Below are 17,061 nucleotides of genomic sequence, written 5' to 3'. Positions count from 1 at the left end.
AAGACCAGACGCTTTCAGTCACAAAGTGGGCGCCCTACCAGCGCGACTCCCCCATCCACAACGCCTGCGTCCCGTTGACCGAGCGCTCGACCTGCTCGACGACCCCGGTCAGGGACCGGACCACCAGGCTTCCGACCACGTCGGTCAGCGCCGCCGCCGGCTGCGACGACGGACGCGGGCGAACGAAGTCCCACATCGACGATCCGGGGTAGGAGACGGTTCGCACCGGGGCGTCGGCGTCGAGCCCGGCCAAGACCTTGGCCCGCCGTACCGCGGTGCGCAATCCGCCCAGCTCGTCGACCAAGCCGCGTTCGGCCGCGTCGGCGCCGGTCCATATCCGCCCGCGAGCGACCGCGTCCACCGCCTCGGTGGACAGATTGCGCCCCTGCGCCACGCGTGCAACGAAGTCGTCGTAGAAAAGGTCGGCCTCGGTCTCGACCTGCCCCTGCTGTTCGGGAGTAAATGGTGCATCGGTAGACCACGCGTCGGCGTTGGCACCGGTCCGCACCGAGTCGGACCCCACGCCGAGACGGTCTTTGAGACGGCGGGCGACCAACTTGCCGGTCACCACGCCGATGGAACCGGTGATGGTCCCGGGATTGGCCACGATGGTGTCGGCGCCCGCAGAGATGTAGTAGCCACCGGAGGCGGCGACGGCACCCATCGAGGCCACCACCGGCTTGCCGGCCTCACGGGCCTGCTGGACCGCTCGCCAGATCGTTTCCGAACCGGTGACCGAGCCGCCCGGACTGTCCACCCTCAGCACAATCGCGGAGACATCCTTGTCCGCCGCCGCTTCACGCAGGGCCGCGGCAATCGTGTCCCCACCGACATTGCGGTTGCCCAGCGGAGAGAACTGCGGCCCGCCGGAGCCACTGACGATCGCCCCCGAGACCGTCACCACCGCGATCGCCGGCTTGGGCTTACGCCCGGGCAGGCCCTGACGTGCCCCCTCGGCGGTGGCGTGGGCGTAGCGGGACAGGTAGAGGCGTGGCGGTGCGCCCTCGCCGTCAGCGCCGGACCGAAGATCGACTCCGGCCAACTCGGCGATTCGGTTATAGGCCTCATCCCGGAAGCCGATCCGATCGATCAGGCCGGACTGCACCGCGTCGTCGCGTAGCAGCGGCGCCCTGTCCGCCACGGCGTCGACGACGTCGGCCTGGAGGTGACGCGATTCGGCGACGGCCGCCCGCACCTGTGCATGAAGGCTCTCCACCAGAGCGGTGTCGGCCTCGCGGTGGGCATCGGTGTAGGAGTCCTGGGTGAACAGATTTGCTGCCGACTTGTACTCGCCCCGGGCAACGAACTGCGCCTCGATTCCCGCCTTATCCAGCGCTGTCCGCAGGAAGGTCGCGTTGGTGGCGAAACCGATCAGCCCGACGGTGCCCGAAGGCTGCATCCACACCTCGCCGAACGCCGAAGCCAAGTAGTACGACAGCGTGCCCGGATAGGTCTCGGCCCACGCCAGCGACGGCTTGGCGGCGGCGAACTCGGCAACCGCGTCCCGCAGCTCCTGCACCGGCCCGGCGGCGGCCGCCGAGAGCTGCACCCGGGCGATCAAGCCCGCTACTCGTGGATCGTGCGTGGCGCGGTGAAGGGCGGCCACCACCTCGCGCAGTATCGCCGGACGGCCTCCGGAGCGGATCAGGGCCAATGGGTCGAAAGAACCGGTCTCATGCGGCAGCTCCTGCAGGTCCAGCTCCAGGATGACGCCCTGGGGCACACCATGGTGGCGCGCGGTGTCGATGCGACGGACCACGCCGCGCAGGTCGTCCATCCCGGGCACGCCGGGCAGTAGCGAGAACATGCTGGCGAGCCTACCGGCGGCGCGCGTGATGCCCACCAGACGCAGAATCGCACCCCACCGATCGGTGGAGTGCGATTCTGTAGCTCGTTGTGCGGGGCGGACCCTACAGCTCGGTGGCGGTGCCTCCGGCTGCGGTGATCTTGTCCTTGGCACTGCCGCTGAACTTGTGAGCGGTGATGTCCACCTTGACCGCAAGCTTGCCGTCGCCGAGCACCTTGACCAGCGTGTTCTTGCGGACGGCGCCCTTGGCTACAAGCTCGTCGAGGCCGATGGTGCCACCCTCGGGGAACAGCCGGCTGATGTCGCCGACGTTGACGACCTCGTACTCGGTGCGGAACCGGTTGCGGAAGCCCTTGAGCTTGGGCAGGCGCATGTGGATGGGCATCTGCCCACCCTCGAACCGGACCGGCACATTCTTGCGTGCCTTGGTGCCCTTGGTACCACGTCCCGCGGTCTTACCCTTGGAACCCTCACCACGGCCGACGCGGGTCTTCTTGGTGTTCGACCCGGGCGCGGGGCGCAGGTCGTGCAGCTTGATGGTCATTCTGCTTCCTCCACTACCACGAGGTGGTGAACAACCCGGATCAGCCCGCGAGTCTGCGGGTTGTCCTCACGCACCACCGACTGGCGGATCTTGCGCAGGCCCAGGGTGCGCAGGCTCTCGCGCTGCTTCCAACGGGCACCGATGGTGCCGCGGACCTGGGTGATCTTCAGGTTTGCCATGGTTATGCAGAACCTTCCCGCTCGGCGCGAGCCGCGCTGAGCGCAAGTGCCTCGCTCTCCCGGCGCGCCTTGAGCATCGCGGCCGGAGCCACATCTTCGATGGGCAGGCCACGGCGGGCCGCCACCTCTTCGGGACGCTGCAGCATCTTCAGCGCGGCAACGGTGGCGTGCACCACGTTGATCGCGTTGTCGCTGCCCAGCGACTTGGACAGGATGTCGTGCACTCCTGCGCATTCCAGCACGGCACGCACCGCACCGCCGGCGATCACACCGGTACCCGGGCTGGCCGGACGCAGGAACACCACACCGGCCGCGGCCTCACCCTGCACCGGGTGGGTGATGGTGCCACCGATCAGCGGCACCCGGAAGAAGCCCTTGCGGGCCTCCTCGACGCCCTTGGCGATCGCGGCGGGAACTTCCTTGGCCTTGCCGTAGCCGACACCGACCAATCCGTTGCCGTCGCCCACGATCACCAGCGCGGTGAAGCTGAACCGACGGCCACCCTTGACCACCTTGGACACCCGGTTGATCGCGACCACGCGCTCCAGGTAGTTGCTCTTGTCGCCGTCGCGGTTGTCGCGACCGCCACGGCCACCGTCGCGGCCACCACGGCCACCCCGGTTGTCACGGTTGTCGCGCCCGTCATTGCGGTGGGCACTGCCCGTGTCGGGACCTGCCGAGGAGGCCCCTGTCGGCTGCTCCGCCATCATGCGGTCCTTCCAGTCATCTTCACGTCAGTCATCAGAAGTTCAATCCGCCCTCGCGCGCCGCGTCGGCCAGCGCCGCGATACGGCCGCCGTAGGTGTAGCCACCACGGTCGAACACCACGTCCTGCACACCGGCTGCCTTGGCACGCTCGGCGATCAGCTGTCCGACCCGCACGCTGTGGGCCTTCTTGTCGCCGTCCACTGCCCGCACGTCGGCCTCGATCGACGATGCCGCCGCCACCGTGTGGCCGGCGAGGTCGTCCACCAACTGCACGTGAATGTGCCGCGAGGACCGGTGCACGACCAAGCGCGGACGCTCGGCGGTGCCGGCGACCTTCTTGCGCAACCGGGCGTGCCGACGGATGCGGTGGTTGCGCCGAACCTCAGAGATGTTCTGCCCGACGGGTTTGCGGTCCGCGGTGCCTGCTGTTGATTGCGCCATGACTACTTACCTGTCTTTCCGACCTTGCGGCGTACCTGCTCACCCTCGTAGCGCACGCCCTTGCCCTTGTAGGGGTCGGGGCGACGCAGGCGGCGGATGTTCGCCGAGATCTGGCCGACCTTCTGCTTGTCGATGCCCGAGACCGAGAACTTGGTGGGCGTCTCCACCGCGAAGGTGATGCCTTCCGGAGCCTTGATCAGCACCGGGTGGCTGTAGCCCAGCGCGAACTCCAGGTCGCTGCCCTTGAGCGCGACGCGGTAGCCGACACCGAAGATCTCCATCTTGCGGACGTAGCCCTCTGACACACCCGTGACCAGGTTGGCCAGCAGGGTGCGGCTCAGGCCGTGCAGTGACCGGTTGCGCCGGTCATCGTCGGGCCGGGTCACCACGAGGGCGCCGTCATCGTTGCGAGCAACGTTGATCGGCTCCGCCACCGAGAGCTCCAAGGTGCCCTTGGGCCCCTTGACCGATACGTTCTGACCATCGATGGTCACGTCGACCCCGGCGGGAACCGGGACCGGCTGCTTACCAATACGCGACATGTCTGCTACTCCCTCACCACACGTACGCGAGGACTTCGCCGCCCACGCCCTGCCTGGCCGCCTGACGGTCGGTGAGCAGACCCGAGGACGTGGAGATGATCGCCACGCCCAGGCCGCCGAGCACCCGTGGCAGGTTGGTCGACTTTGCGTAGACCCGCAGGCCCGGCTTGGACACCCGGCGCAGACCGGCGAGGCTGCGCTCCCGGTTCGGGCCGTACTTGAGGTTGACCACCAGCGCCTTGCCCACGCGGGCGTCTTCGACGTGGTAGTCGGTGATGTAACCCTCGCGCTTGAGGATCTCGGCGATGTTCGCCTTGATCTTCGAGTGCGGCAGGGTCACCTCGTCGTGGTACGCCGAGTTGGCGTTACGCAGACGGGTCAGGAAGTCCGCGATGGGATCCGTCATAGTCATTTAGGCTGCTCCTCCACCCTCACCAGCTGCTCTTCTGCACACCGGGCAGCTCGCCGGCGTGCGCCATTTCGCGCAGGCAGATCCGGCACAGGCCGAATTTGCGGAGCACCGCGCGCGGACGGCCGCATTTGTTGCAGCGGGTGTAGGCGCGCACCGCGAACTTGGGCTTGCGGGCCGCCTTGATAACCAACGCCTTCTTAGCCATGGTCAGTTCTCCTTGAACGGAAAGCCGAGAGCCCGCAGTAGCGCTCGTCCTTCGTCGTCGTTGGTCGCCGAGGTGACGACGGTGATGTTCATGCCCCGCGGGCGGTCGATGGAGTCCACGTCGATCTCGTGGAACATCGACTGCTCGGCCAGCCCGAAGGTGTAGTTGCCGGAACCGTCGAACTGCTTGGGCGAGAGCCCACGGAAGTCGCGGATACGCGGCAGAGCGATCGAGGTGAGCCGGTCGAGGAACTCCCACATCCGGTCCCCACGCAGGGTGACCCGGGCACAGATCGGCATTCCCTCACGCAGCTTGAACTGCGCGATGGACAGGCGGGCCTTGCGAATCTCCGGCTTCTGGCCGGTGATCGCGGCCAGGTCGGTGACCGCGTTGTTGATCAGCTTGGCGTCCCGGGCGGCTTCACCGACGCCCATGTTCACCACGACCTTCACCACGCCGGGGATCTGCATCACGTTGGCGTAGTTGAACTCTTTGTTGAGCGCGTCGCGGATCTCCTCGCGGTAGCGCACCTTCAGCCGAGGCTGGGTCTTTTCTGCAGTCGTCATCTCTAGATGTCCTTGCCGTTGCGCTTGGAGACGCGAACCTTCTTGCCGGACTCGGCGTCCACCCGGTAGCCGATCCGGGTGGGCTGTCCGTCGGAGTCGACGACCATCACGTTGGAGACGTGGATCGGGGCCTCTTGCGTGACGATGCCGCCCGACGACGCACCGGCCTGGTTGGCCGAGTTCGCGACGTGCTTCTTGATCCGGTTGACGCCCTGGACCAGCACCCGGTTGCGAGTCGGGAAAGCCTGCAGGACCTTGCCCTTGGCGCCCTTGTCCTTACCGGCGATGATCAGGACGGTGTCGCCCTTATGGACCTTCATCTACAACACCTCCGGTGCCAGCGAGACGATCTTCATGAACTTCTTCTCGCGCAGCTCGCGACCAACCGGCCCGAAGATGCGGGTTCCGCGCGGGTCGTTGTCGGCCTTGATGATCACGGCCGCGTTCTCGTCGAACTTGATGTAGCTGCCGTCGGCGCGGCGACGCTCCTTGACGGTGCGCACCACGACGGCCTTGACGACATCACCCCGCTTGACGTTGCCGCCCGGGATGGCGTCTTTGACGGTTGCGACGATGACATCACCGATGCCGGCGTATCGCCGCGACGAGCCGCCGAGCACCCGGATGCACAAGATCTCCTTGGCGCCGGTGTTGTCGGCGACCTTCAACCGCGATTCCTGCTGAATCACCAGATCTCCTCAGTAATCGGGACATTGCCCGGCACGCCAAGTGGCATGCCGGATTGTCCCCGGTCGTGCATGGTCTTCTTTTGCTGCCGAAGGGCACGCAGGGCCAACTTGCGCTGGCCGAGGTCTGCTCACGGCAACCCCTAGAGCTTAGGCGACGGATCCGTCAACGCCAAATTGCAGGCCAAGCCGCCCGCAGACGGCTGGCGACACGGTCCCCTGGTCGCTGTTTCGCGGCTCAGTCATCCCCTTGTCGCACCCAGGCATAGATGAACAGACCCATGGCGGCTGCCAGCGCTATCAGCACCCACTGGACGATCGCCTGGTCGATCCAGGATCCCGGCGGTGGCGCGCCGGGCAGGATGTTGCGCAACGGGATGATCGCGAACAGATTCGCGGCGTACCAGGTGGCAAAAGGCGGCAGAAATTTGCGCCTGCCCATCGCCATCGGTACGGCCACCACCAGGGCGAGGGTGGGCAGGCTGATCAACACCAGGCAGATTCCCAGGTCGAAGATGAGCGGGCCCCTGGCGCGCTGGATCTTCACCACTACCGCGGCGTCGGCATCGCCTCGCTGGTTTCGGGTTCTGCTCGCGTCGCGCACCCGGGCGACGCTGGCGTCCCAACCGTCCAGCGATCCGGTGACCTCCACACGCGCGGGGATCCGCTTGCGGCTCTCCCCGGTTCCGACGAACACATCGGCCGACAGCTCTTCGGTGGTGTAGGAGTCGAAGGGCCAGTTTCCAGGCGCGCCATATGCCTCGATGGTCGTGCTGACTCGCGCCGGCGCATCTCCCGCGGGAAAGTGGAAGTCACCCAAATCATTCGGGGGATACAACCGGACCGCGAGCTCGGTGTTGAGCACATTGAACCGCTTGTCGTACAACGACTCTCCGGGATGGATGAGGATATCTACTGCGAGCCGATTCGCGACCGGGTTCAGCTCATGAAGGCGAACCTGCACGATGGTGTCCTCCGGGCTCACCGCGCTCAGGTCGAGCGGCGGCAACGGACTGTCCGATCTCTGCAACGTGTGGACACCGAACAGCGATGACGCGTAGGCGACCACGATCGCGGCCAGTATTAACGCGCTCGTCAGATATCGTGGTCCGCGGCGACGTGTGATCGGCGCACCCGCAGCGCCCGAGAGAGACTCTGTGCTGATCGTGCTCATCGTGAGCCAGGGTAGCGAACCATGGGCCCGGCGGTGGCACGCCCGTGAGGTCACGAAAAATGCTGGGCCGCAAGCGCATCGGAATCCCACAGCGCATATCCAGACGTCATTTTCCGACCACGCCCCGTTCACCTTCCGTTCGGCCAAGCGCGGGTTTGGGTTGTTATACACACGGCCATGAGTCGTTTCCCGGCCGGCGCAATCCAAACGCCGGCCATAGCCGCCGGCATCCTGCTGACCGCAAGCGCTCTGGCGCTATCGGCGTGCAGCGTCCCCAACATGACGCTGGCCTACGCCAGCGAGCCTGTGACCTGTGGCGGTAAGGCAGATCTGAAAGCCAGTGGTTCGACCGCACAGGCGCACGCGATGGCCGAGTTCACCGATATCTACCGCACTGCCTGTGTCGATCGCACAATCGACTACTCCGCCAACGGTTCCGGGGCCGGCATCTCCGACTTCCTCTCAGGACAGACTGATTTCGCGGCCTCCGAATCGCCCCTGAACTCCGAGCAGCGAGCACTGGCCAAACAACGCTGCGGGGGCTCGGAGGCGTGGCATCTGCCGATCGTGTTCGGGCCATTGGCCATCACCTACAACCTGCCCGAAGTCGACTCGTTGGTTCTCGACGCGCCCACCATCGCCAAGGTATTCAACGGCAGCATCCGTCGCTGGGACGACCCGGACCTGGTCGCACTCAACGGCCCCATGCCCGCACAGGACATCCGCGTCGTCTACCGCAGCGACCTGTCCGGCAGCACCGAGAACTTCCAGGCCTATCTGCGGGCCGCATCCGGTGGCGTCTGGGACAGTGAGGCGACCAAGACGTTCAACGGCGGTGTGGGCGTGGGCGCCAAGGGCAATGAGGGTACTGCTGCACTGGTGCGCACCACCGAGGGTTCGATCAGCTATAACGAGTTGGCCTTTGCCATGGACCAGGGGCTGTTCGCCGCAGAGATCCGCACACCGGCCAGCCGCAAGTCCAAACGTCCGGTGCGGATCGGAACGGATTCGGTCGGAAAGACCATTGCCGGCGCGAAGATCACCGGGGCCGGCAACGATCTCGTGATCGATATCTCCTCGTTCTACAACCCGCCCCAAGGCGACGTGTACCCGATCGTCCTGGCCGGCTACGAGATCGTCTGCTCGAAGTATCCCGACCCTGCCGTGGGCCAGGCGGTCAAGGGCTTTCTGCAGGCGGCGGCCGGCCTGGGCCAGGCCAACCTCAACAAGCAGGGCTACATCCCCCTGCCTCCCGATTTTCAATCGCGGGTCTGGACCACGATCGAGGCGATCACCTAAAACGTCCCCATACCCCTGCACGGGTGTGCCCACTTGGCGTGAGCGTGCGTGTCTGTACGGCGAAACGCCGCGCCAGGACGTACAACTGAGCACGCTCGATCCCCGGGTTGAGCTCCGCATCGGCCACGACGCTGCCAGGTGTTTTCCACGCGCCTCGACCGTGAGTGTGCGGACTTGCACGCGACACGCCGGGGCGGTTTCAAGGGGTGGATGCAACACCACCTTGATCGAGGAGTGTTGCGATGGCACGTACGACGCCGAAGGCGACGGTTGACCGCTTCTGGATGTTGATCCGATCTGGGTTGACACCGTCGCATGCCGGGGTGGCCGCCGGCGTGTCGGAGGCGACTGGTCGTCGACTCTTCGATAACGCTGGCGGAGTGAAACCTGCACTCCATCAACCACATAACGCTGACATTCGACCGCGTCTGACCCTGTCCGAACGCATCACCATCCAGGTCGGCGTACAACGAGGAGAGTCGTTGCGCTCGATCTCGGCCAGGTTGGGGCGTGCCCCCTCGACGATCAAACGCGAACTCGATAACAACGTGCGCAACCGCTACGACGGCCGGAAATCCGGGTTACCGGCGCAAGGAGGCGTTCGGTGCCCGCCAATCCGGCAGCACCGCCGTGGTGCACTACGACGCGCTAGGCCGCCCACGAATCGGCCCACCGACGCGCCCGACGCCCCACACCGCGCAAGCTGAGCCTGGCTACGGCCCTGCGCCATGAGGTGCAGACTCGGTTGCAGCAGCACCACAGCCCGACCCAGATCGCCCGACGGCTGCGGCGCGAGTTCCCCGACCAACCGGAGATGTGGGTGTCACACGAAGCGATCTACCAGTCGATATATGTGCAGGGACGTGGGTGCCTGCGCCGCGAACTGCATCAGTGCCTACGCACCCAGCGCGCCATCCGACGTCCCCAGCACCAACCCGGCACTCGGCGCACCCGCATCCGGGACATGGTCAACATCAGCCAGCGTCCCGCCGAGGTCGCCGACCGGGCAGTACCCGGGCACTGGGAGGGTGACCTGATCCTGGGCAGTACCGCCTCGGCATCGGCGATCGGCACCCTGGTCGAACGCAGCACCAGGTTCGTCGTCCTGCTGCACCTGCCGCACAACCACGGCGCACTGGCGGTGCAAGAGGCGATCATCGCCAAGATGGTCGAACTACCCGAGCATCTACGACGGTCCTTGACCTGGGATCAGGGCATCGAGATGGCCAACCACGCGGCCATCGCCGCGGCCACCGACCTCGATATCTACTTCTGCGACCCGCGCTCACCCTGGCAACGCGGCACCAACGAGAACACCAACGGATTACTGCGCCAGTATTTCCCGAAGGGAACCGACCTGTCGCTGTGGGGACCGGGCTACCTCGACCAAGTCGCCGCCGAACTCAACGGCCGACCCCGCCAAACACTGGACTGGAGAACACCCGCCGAAGCACTCAACGAACTACTCTCACAAAACCCACCCGTTGCATCCACCCCTTGAAACCGCCCGGGGTTATGGCGGACAGACACGCACGTTCGCGCCATCTAGTGCGCGTCCGCCGCGCAACGGAATCCGATATGGCTGGTGGCCGTGTCTTGAGACTGCGGGGAGCGGGCCGCGGGCCGGTAGCGGTGGCAGTACTGCGGCGCGCACAGATGCGACCCGCCTTTGAGGGTCTGGGTGACGTCAGGGTCGGCAGGGCCAACCGGCGCGCAGCAGGACTTCGGCGGAGCGTCGAGACGGTGGTGGGCCGAGAATTCGGTGGTCGTCCACTCCCAGACATTGCCGATCATGTCGACCAGCCCCCAGCCGTTGGCCGCAAAGGTGCCCACCGGTGACGTGCCGAACCAGCCCGCGGCGCCGTCATTGCGGTACGGAAACGCGCCCTGCCAGGTGTTGGCCATCAACACTCCGCCGGGCATGGCTTCCTCCCCCCACGGGTAGGTCGTGTTCTCGCCGGCCCGGGCGGCGTACTCCCACTCCGCCTCGGAAGGCAGCCGCCGCCCCGCCCACCGCGCGTACGCGGCCGCGTCCGGATAGGCCACCTGGACCACCGGGTGATCCGGAATCTCCTCGACACTGCTGGCCGGTCCGAGCGGATGCCGCCAATTGGCGCCGGGGACCCAGCGCCACCATTGCCGCCAGTCACGCAGGTCGACCGGACCCTGAGTGGGAGTGAATACCAGGGCGCCCGGGTCAGCGTCGCCATAACGCCCCGAATCGAGCTGTTGCTCAGCGACTGTCACATAGCCCGTGGCAGCGACGAACTCGGCGAACTGCGCGTTGGTCACCGGGCTTCGTTCCAACGCGAACGCCTGCACCGCAACGGTGTGGATAGGCGCCTCTTCGGGATAGAAGCTCGTCGAGCCCATCCGGTACACCCCGGTGGGGATCTCGACGAGCTTCGTCAGCACGGCATCAGTCCCGCGAAAATGCCGCCGCAAGAGCCATTTTCACATCCAGATACGGCTCCCCGCTGATATCGACAGCAACGTCCGCGATATCCCCTCCAGTGAAGGTGAAGGGCGCTCGGTAGGCCGAGGACACCGCCTGCCCGGTGTTGCGCCCCACACTGACCCCGCCGCCGGCCAACGCGAAGGCCCCAGGTTGGGCCACCATGTCGGGCAGGGTCGCCACCACGGCGTCATCGATGTACAACGAGGCTTCACCCAGCGGGGTGTGACTGCCCTCGACGGTCCCCGTGCGGTCAAACCTGACACCGAAGACGTGCTCCCCCAGGGGAATGGGATCTGGGGAGGACAACCACTGCTCGCGCTCACCCAGGAAGTTGTAGACGTAGTGCAGTTTGCCGCCCTGAACGAACAGCGCGTGGCCGCCATGCCGGGCGCCCTGCTTGAACAGCACTCCCTCGGCATCAGCGGAATCCACCGTGACGCGGGCCAACACCGAGAACGAACGGCCGCGCAGATCCACGCATGCCCCCAAGGGCACCTCAGCGGTGTGCGGGTAGTAGGTGTAGCTGGTCCGATCGCCGGCCAGGTACGGCCGCTCGCGGGTAGTCATCTCCAGGATGTTGAGGTCCGCCAGCGGCAGGCCAGCGTACTTGTCAGCCTCGGCGAACCACATCGCCTTGAGCTCTTCAAGTTTGTCGGGATACTCAGCGGCCAGGTCGTGACATTGGCTGCGGTCTTGCGCGAGGTTGTAGAGCTCCCAGCGGTCCGCATCGAAGTGACTCCAGCCGGACGGCGTCGCCGCATGCACGGTATTGGCAAACCAGCCCCGATGCCAGATTCCGCGGGTGCCCAGCATGGTGTAGAACTGGGTGTCCTTTCCGGTATCTGCAGCCGGATCTGTCAGCGCCGCTTTGAAACTGACGCCTTCCAGGGGCCGTTGCACGACGCCACGAACGGTGGCGGGGGGTTCGATGCCGATCAGGTCGTAGACCGTGGGCGTCACATCGCACACATTGACATAGGTGTCGCGCACCTCGCCGCGTGCGGGAATTCCGTTGGGCCAACTAACGATCGCCGGGTCGGCGATGCCACCCTCGTGGGAGGCATAACGCTTGTAGAGCTTGTACGGCGTGTTGAACGCCATCGCCCAACCGACCGGGTAGTGGTTGTAGGTCTCCGGACTGCCCAGCTGGTCGAAGAGCTTCATCGCCTCTTCGACGGTGTCGATGTAGCCGTTGAAGAACTTGTTCTCGTTGGGCGATCCGTTGGGACCGCCCTCCCCGCTGGCACCGTTGTCGGAGATCACCACGACGATGGTGTTGTCGAGTTGGCCGGACTCCTCCAGGTAGTCCAGGATTCGGCCGATCTGTGCGTCGGTGTAACTCTGGAATCCGGCGAACACCTCCGCCATCCGGGCGAACAGGCTCTTCTCGGAGTCATCCAGACTCTCCCAGGGGCGGACCATGTCCAGGAACGGCCACGGCTGACCGTCGGCACTGGTGACGCCCGCGTAGGGATTGACTTCGGACAGGTCGGTGTCGGGGGGCACCAGGCCCAGCCTCTTCTGGTTCTCCAACACGATCTCGCGGTACTGCTCATAGCCCATGTCAAAGCGGCCCGCGTAACGGTCGGCCCATTCGGTGAACACATGGTGCGGTGCGTGTCCGGCGCCAGGGCAGACATAGCCGAACCAGGGTTTGCCGGGGGCGATCGTCTGCGCGTCCCGGATGAACTCGATTGTCTTGTCAGCAATGTCCTTGGACAGGTGGTAGCCGTCCTCGGGCGTGGCAGGCGGCGCGACCGGGTGGTTGTCATAGACCAGGTCGGGGTACCACTGGTTGGTCTCGCCACCCATGAAGCCATAGAACCTGTCGAAGCCCCGCTGGGTAGGCCAGTGCCGACGAGTGGCGGCCAGGTTGGACTCCTCCAACGGAGTCAGGTGCCACTTGCCGACACAGAAGGTGCTCCAGCCCTGCTCCGCGAGAACCTCACTGAGCATGGCGGTTTCGAACGGAATCCGGCCGCTGCAGTTGGGGAAGCCGTCGGTGAACTCTTCGATGGTGGCCATGCCCACGCTGGTGGCGTTGCGCCCGGTCAGCAGCGAAGCGCGGGTCGGGGAACACAGCGCGGTGGTGTGGAACTGGGACAGTCGCACGCCACGCTCGGCGATCCTGCTCATGGTCGGCATGTCCACCAGGCCGCCGAAGCAATCCCAGGTGGCGATGCCGGTGTCATCCCACACCACGTACAGCACATTGGGCGCCCCTTCGGGGGCGGTGGGCGCGGCGAACGGCCCCCAATCCGGTTCTGAGTCCCGGATGTCGAGACTGATCTTGCCCGTGAAATCCACCATCACCACTCCGTCGTCGGCCCCCAGAACGGATGAGACACTACCGGCCCGGTGGCCAACTGGCAGCGTTTGCGATCACGACACAGCAAAGGCAGCCACACCGCAACGCTGAAAGCACAAGGACCCGGTACGCAGCGCCGACTGGCGCGCGTCCGGGTCCCGGTGCAACTGCTCCTACTTGGCCTTTTCCAGGATCTCGACCAGGCGCCAGCGCTTGGACGCCGACAACGGACGGGTCTCCATCAGCGACACGCGGTCGCCGATGCCGGCCGTGTTGTTCTCGTCGTGCGCCTTGACCTTCTTAGTGGTCCGGATGATCTTGCCGTAGAGCGGGTGCTTCACGCGGTCCTCGAGCTCGACGACGATGGTCTTCTCCATCTTGTCGCTGACCACGTAGCCGATCTGGGTCTTGCGGCGGCCCCGCGGCGCTTCCGTGCGCGGGGTGTGCTTGGGACCCTTCTCCGCGGCGTTAGCCTTTGCAGCCTGTGCCATTACGATGCCTCGCCTTCAGAACCAGCGGGACCGGACGCCAGGCCCAGTTCCCGTTCGCGCAACACGGTGTAGATGCGCGCGATCTGGTGGCGCACCGTACGGAGCCGGCGGTTGTTGGTGAGCTGCCCGGTCGCCATCTGGAAACGCAGGTTGAACAGCTCCTCTTTGGACTCGCGCAGCTGCTCGACGAGTTCGTCGCCGTTAAGCTCGCGCAGTTCGCCGGCGGTAACTCCCACTGCCATCAGAACTGCTCCTCTCGGGTCACGATGCGCGCCTTGATCGGCAGCTTGTGGATCGCCCGGGTCAGTGCGGCGCGGGCAATGGCCTCGTTCGGGTAGCTCAGCTCGAACAGCACCCGACCCGGCTTGACGTTGGCAACCCACCATTCCGGCGAACCCTTACCGGAACCCATGCGGGTCTCGGCGGGCTTCTTGGTCAGCGGACGGTCCGGGAAGATGTTGATCCACACCTTGCCGCCACGCTTGATGTGCCGGTTGATGGCGATACGAGCGGACTCGATCTGCCGGTTGGTGACGTAGGCGTGCTCCAGTGCCTGGATGCCGTACTCACCGAACGTCACCGCGGTGCCACCGCTGGCGATGCCGCGCTGCTTGGGGTGGTGCTGCTTGCGGTGCTTGACCTTACGGGGAATCAACATGATTAGCTCTCCGTGCTCTGCGTTGCCTGCGGCTCCGCGGTCACTGCGCTGTCCTGGACAGTTTCGGCGGCAGCGGTGTTCTCGGTGCTCTCAGCGGCCCGTCCGGCGTCGGTGCTGGTCGCGGTAGTACCTGAGGCGCCACTGCGGCGGGGGCGGGTGCCGGTCGGCCGCTCCCGACGGGGACGGTCTGCCGACGGTGCGGCAGCGGACAGCTCGCGCTTGCCGCCGACGATGTCGCCCTTGTAGATCCAGACCTTCACGCCGATCCGGCCGAAGGTGGTCTTCGCCTCGTACAGCCCGTAGTCGATGTCGGCGCGCAGCGTGTGCAGCGGCACACGACCTTCGCGGTAGAACTCCGAACGGCTCATCTCAGCGCCGCCGAGGCGGCCCGAGCACTGCACCCGGATGCCCTTGACGTTGGGCTGACGCATCGCCGACTGGATCGCCTTGCGCATCGCGCGGCGGAACGCCACACGGTTGCTCAGCTGCTCGGCCACACCCTGAGCCACCAGCTGTGCCGTGGACTCGGGGTTCTTGACCTCGAGGATGTTCAGCTGGACCTGCTTGCCGGTCAGCTTCTCCAGGTCAGCACGGATCCGGTCGGCCTCGGTGCCGCGGCGGCCGATGACGATGCCGGGCCGGGCGGTGTGGATGTCGACGCGGACCCGGTCACGGGTGCGCTCGATCTCGACGTCGGCGATGCCGGCGCGCTCGAGACCACTGGACAGCAGCCGACGGATCGCCACGTCTTCCTTGACGTAGTCCGCGTACTGCTTGTCTGCGTACCACCGCGACTTCCAGTCGGTGGTGATCCCGAGCCGGAAGCCGTGCGGGTTGATCTTCTGGCCCATTACTCCGAGCCCTCCTTCGCGTCGGACGTCTCAGGCGCCTTCTTGGTTGCCGCCTTCTTGGCGGGCGCCTTCTTAGCCGCCGCTTTCTCGGTCGTCTTCTCAGCAGCCGTGGCCGTGGAAGCCTTCTTCGCCGCCGCCTTCTTGGCCGGGGCCTTCGCCCCTGCCTCGGTGGCGGCCTTGCTGGCCTGCGCACGACGCGCCCGGGCTGCACCGGCAGACTGCGCCGAACCGCCGCCGGAGGACGGCCGGCTCTCCACCACCACAGTGATGTGGCTGGTGCGCCGACGGATCCGGTACGCACGCCCCTGGGCGCGCGGCTTGATCCGCTTGGCCGTCGGGCCCTCGTCGGCGTAGACCGTGGCGACCACCAGGGTGGACGGGTCCAGGCCTTCGTTGTTCTCGGCGTTGGCCGCCGCACTGGCGATGACCTTGGCCAGCGGGAGGCTGGCCTGCTGCGGGGCCCAGCGCAGGATGTCCAGCGCTTCGGCCACAGACTTGCCGCGCACCAGGTTGATCACCCGGCGCGCCTTGCTGGCCGAGATACCCAGGTGGCGGGCCTTGGCAACAGCGGACGGATATTCAGTCGTAACGCTCACCGGCGCTTAGCCTTCCGGTCGTCTTTGATGTGTCCCTTGAAGGTGCGCGTCGGAGCAAATTCGCCGAGCTTGTGCCCGACCATCGACTCGGTGACGAATACCGGAACATGCTTGCGGCCGTCGTGTACGGCGAACGTGTGCCCGATGAAGTCCGGGATGATCGTCGACCGACGTGACCAGGTCTTGATGACCTGCTTGGTGTTCTTCTCGTTCTGGACGTCGACCTTCTTGAGCACATGCTCGTCGACGAACGGACCCTTCTTGAGGCTGCGTGGCATCGCTTTCCCTCCGATTCCTAGCGCTTCTTGCCGGTGCGCCGGCGTCGGACGATGAGCTTGTCGCTGGGCTTGTTCGGCCGGCGGGTGCGACCCTCCGGCTTACCCCACGGGCTGACCGGGTGCCGGCCGCCGGAGGTCTTGCCCTCACCACCACCGTGCGGGTGGTCCACCGGGTTCATCACGACACCACGGACGGTCGGGCGCTTGCCCTTCCACCGCATACGGCCGGCCTTACCCCAGTTGATGTTGGCCTGCTCGGCGTTGCCCACCTCGCCGACGGTGGCGCGGCAGCGCACATCGACGCGGCGGATCTCACCCGAGGGCATACGCAGCGAGGCGTAGGCGCCTTCCTTACCCAGCAGCTGAATGCTGGAGCCGGCGGAACGGGCCAACTTGGCACCGCCACCGGGCCGCAGCTCTACGGCGTGCACCAGGGTGCCGGCCGGGATGTTGCGCAGTGGCAGGTTGTTGCCGGGCTTGATGTCGGCGTTGGCGCCGGACTCGACCACGTGGCCCTGCTGCAGACCCTGGGGCGCGATGATGTAGCGCTTCTCGCCGTCCAGGTAGTGCAGCAGCGCGATCCGCGCGGTGCGGTTCGGGTCGTACTCGATGTGCGCAACCTTGGCGTTGACGCCGTCCTTGTCGTGGCGACGGAAGTCGATCACGCGGTAGGCACGCTTGTGGCCGCCACCCTTGTGACGGGTGGTGATCCGGCCGTGGGCGTTGCGCCCACCGTGGCCGTGCAGCGGCCGAACCAGCGACTTCTCCGGGTGGGAGCGGGTGAGCTCAGCGAAATCGGAGACGCTGGCACCGCGACGACCGGGGGTCGTCGGCTTGTACTTGCGGATTCCCATGTCA

At 66.1% G+C, this 17,061-nt stretch carries 22 protein-coding genes and 1 pseudogene; 2 read left to right on the top strand and 21 right to left on the bottom strand.

Annotation, left to right across the window (positions count from 1 at the left end):
* Positions 1–34: 34 nt before the first annotated feature.
* The 12 genes from sppA to BST15_RS04905 all read right to left on the bottom strand — a co-directional run bounded on the left by sppA (position 35) and on the right by BST15_RS04905 (position 7,216).
* Positions 35–1,807, bottom strand: coding sequence for a signal peptide peptidase SppA (gene sppA / locus BST15_RS04960; protein ID WP_046188210.1), 1,773 nt, complete (start codon positions 1,805–1,807; stop codon positions 35–37).
* 103 nt (positions 1,808–1,910) lie between these two features.
* The gene (gene rplO / locus BST15_RS04955) at positions 1,911–2,351 is read right to left on the bottom strand and encodes a 50S ribosomal protein L15 (RefSeq protein WP_046188198.1); all 441 of its coding nucleotides are present in this window, start codon (positions 2,349–2,351) and stop codon (positions 1,911–1,913) included.
* On the bottom strand, positions 2,348–2,530 hold the full coding sequence (rpmD, locus tag BST15_RS04950) for a 50S ribosomal protein L30 (RefSeq protein ID WP_046188197.1): 183 nt from the start codon (positions 2,528–2,530) through the stop codon (positions 2,348–2,350). Before rpmD ends, rplO begins: the two co-directional genes overlap by 4 nt.
* Before the next feature lie 2 nt (positions 2,531–2,532).
* Positions 2,533–3,237: a 30S ribosomal protein S5 gene (gene rpsE / locus BST15_RS04945; RefSeq protein ID WP_082104116.1), complete on the bottom strand. Its 705-nt coding sequence runs from the start codon at positions 3,235–3,237 to the stop codon at positions 2,533–2,535.
* A gap of 34 nt (positions 3,238–3,271) precedes the next feature.
* Positions 3,272–3,679: a 50S ribosomal protein L18 gene (rplR, locus tag BST15_RS04940; protein ID WP_046188195.1), complete on the bottom strand. Its 408-nt coding sequence runs from the start codon at positions 3,677–3,679 to the stop codon at positions 3,272–3,274.
* A 2-nt stretch (positions 3,680–3,681) separates the two neighbouring features.
* A complete protein-coding gene (rplF, locus tag BST15_RS04935; protein WP_046188194.1) occupies positions 3,682–4,221 on the bottom strand; it encodes a 50S ribosomal protein L6 in 540 nt (179 codons plus the stop codon).
* Positions 4,222–4,234: 13 nt separating this feature from the next.
* The gene (gene rpsH / locus BST15_RS04930; RefSeq protein ID WP_013830245.1) at positions 4,235–4,633 is read right to left on the bottom strand and encodes a 30S ribosomal protein S8; all 399 of its coding nucleotides are present in this window, start codon (positions 4,631–4,633) and stop codon (positions 4,235–4,237) included.
* A gap of 19 nt (positions 4,634–4,652) precedes the next feature.
* Positions 4,653–4,838 carry a type Z 30S ribosomal protein S14 gene (locus BST15_RS04925; RefSeq protein WP_024440399.1) on the bottom strand — a complete coding sequence of 62 codons (186 nt, stop codon included), beginning with the start codon at positions 4,836–4,838 and terminating at the stop codon, positions 4,653–4,655.
* A 2-nt stretch (positions 4,839–4,840) separates the two neighbouring features.
* Positions 4,841–5,404, bottom strand: coding sequence for a 50S ribosomal protein L5 (gene rplE / locus BST15_RS04920; RefSeq protein WP_083070833.1), 564 nt, complete (start codon positions 5,402–5,404; stop codon positions 4,841–4,843).
* A 2-nt stretch (positions 5,405–5,406) separates the two neighbouring features.
* Positions 5,407–5,724, bottom strand: coding sequence for a 50S ribosomal protein L24 (gene rplX, locus BST15_RS04915; RefSeq protein WP_046188192.1), 318 nt, complete (start codon positions 5,722–5,724; stop codon positions 5,407–5,409).
* Positions 5,725–6,093 carry a 50S ribosomal protein L14 gene (gene rplN, locus BST15_RS04910; RefSeq protein ID WP_024440402.1) on the bottom strand — a complete coding sequence of 123 codons (369 nt, stop codon included), beginning with the start codon at positions 6,091–6,093 and terminating at the stop codon, positions 5,725–5,727. It lies immediately after the preceding gene.
* A 235-nt stretch (positions 6,094–6,328) separates the two neighbouring features.
* Positions 6,329–7,216 (bottom strand): DUF4436 domain-containing protein, encoded by an 888-nt coding sequence (locus tag BST15_RS04905; protein WP_046188209.1) that lies wholly within the window; start codon positions 7,214–7,216, stop codon positions 6,329–6,331.
* A gap of 225 nt (positions 7,217–7,441) precedes the next feature.
* Between BST15_RS04905 and pstS the strand changes: the two genes are divergently transcribed.
* Together pstS and BST15_RS04895 are read left to right on the top strand one after the other, a co-directional pair.
* Positions 7,442–8,563, top strand: a complete 1,122-nt coding sequence (gene pstS, locus BST15_RS04900; protein WP_046188191.1) for a phosphate ABC transporter substrate-binding protein PstS — start codon at positions 7,442–7,444, stop codon at positions 8,561–8,563.
* Between the two features lie 242 nt (positions 8,564–8,805).
* A pseudogene (locus tag BST15_RS04895) lies at positions 8,806–10,064 on the top strand (IS30 family transposase).
* 44 nt (positions 10,065–10,108) lie between these two features.
* Here BST15_RS04895 and BST15_RS04890 read toward each other — a convergent pair.
* The 9 genes from BST15_RS04890 to rplB all read right to left on the bottom strand — a co-directional run bounded on the left by BST15_RS04890 (position 10,109) and on the right by rplB (position 17,057).
* The gene (locus BST15_RS04890; protein WP_046188190.1) at positions 10,109–10,978 is read right to left on the bottom strand and encodes a formylglycine-generating enzyme family protein; all 870 of its coding nucleotides are present in this window, start codon (positions 10,976–10,978) and stop codon (positions 10,109–10,111) included.
* Positions 10,979–10,982: 4 nt separating this feature from the next.
* Complete coding sequence (locus BST15_RS04885) at positions 10,983–13,331, bottom strand: arylsulfatase (protein WP_046188208.1); 2,349 nt, start codon at positions 13,329–13,331, stop codon at positions 10,983–10,985.
* 171 nt (positions 13,332–13,502) lie between these two features.
* Positions 13,503–13,820 (bottom strand): 30S ribosomal protein S17, encoded by a 318-nt coding sequence (gene rpsQ, locus BST15_RS04880; protein ID WP_046188189.1) that lies wholly within the window; start codon positions 13,818–13,820, stop codon positions 13,503–13,505.
* Positions 13,820–14,062 carry a 50S ribosomal protein L29 gene (gene rpmC / locus BST15_RS04875; protein WP_024440408.1) on the bottom strand — a complete coding sequence of 81 codons (243 nt, stop codon included), beginning with the start codon at positions 14,060–14,062 and terminating at the stop codon, positions 13,820–13,822. The genes rpsQ and rpmC overlap by 1 nt, the downstream gene beginning before the upstream one ends.
* Positions 14,062–14,478, bottom strand: coding sequence for a 50S ribosomal protein L16 (gene rplP / locus BST15_RS04870; RefSeq protein ID WP_024440409.1), 417 nt, complete (start codon positions 14,476–14,478; stop codon positions 14,062–14,064). Before rplP ends, rpmC begins: the two co-directional genes overlap by 1 nt.
* Before the next feature lie 2 nt (positions 14,479–14,480).
* Positions 14,481–15,329, bottom strand: a complete 849-nt coding sequence (gene rpsC, locus BST15_RS04865) for a 30S ribosomal protein S3 (RefSeq protein ID WP_046188188.1) — start codon at positions 15,327–15,329, stop codon at positions 14,481–14,483.
* Positions 15,329–15,925 carry a 50S ribosomal protein L22 gene (rplV, locus tag BST15_RS04860; RefSeq protein ID WP_046188187.1) on the bottom strand — a complete coding sequence of 199 codons (597 nt, stop codon included), beginning with the start codon at positions 15,923–15,925 and terminating at the stop codon, positions 15,329–15,331. Before rplV ends, rpsC begins: the two co-directional genes overlap by 1 nt.
* Entirely contained in the window at positions 15,922–16,203 is a 282-nt protein-coding gene (gene rpsS / locus BST15_RS04855; RefSeq protein ID WP_024440412.1) for a 30S ribosomal protein S19, read from the bottom strand. Before rpsS ends, rplV begins: the two co-directional genes overlap by 4 nt.
* A gap of 17 nt (positions 16,204–16,220) precedes the next feature.
* Positions 16,221–17,057 (bottom strand): 50S ribosomal protein L2, encoded by an 837-nt coding sequence (gene rplB, locus BST15_RS04850; RefSeq protein WP_046188186.1) that lies wholly within the window; start codon positions 17,055–17,057, stop codon positions 16,221–16,223.
* Between the last annotated feature and the right edge of the window lie 4 nt (positions 17,058–17,061).

It is taken from the genome of Mycolicibacter arupensis, assembly GCF_002086515.1.
Classification (GTDB): Bacteria; Actinomycetota; Actinomycetes; order Mycobacteriales; family Mycobacteriaceae; genus Mycobacterium; species Mycobacterium arupense.
The sequence above is the reverse complement of the archived record's forward strand: the minus strand, read 5'-3'. Positions and strand labels throughout refer to the sequence as shown.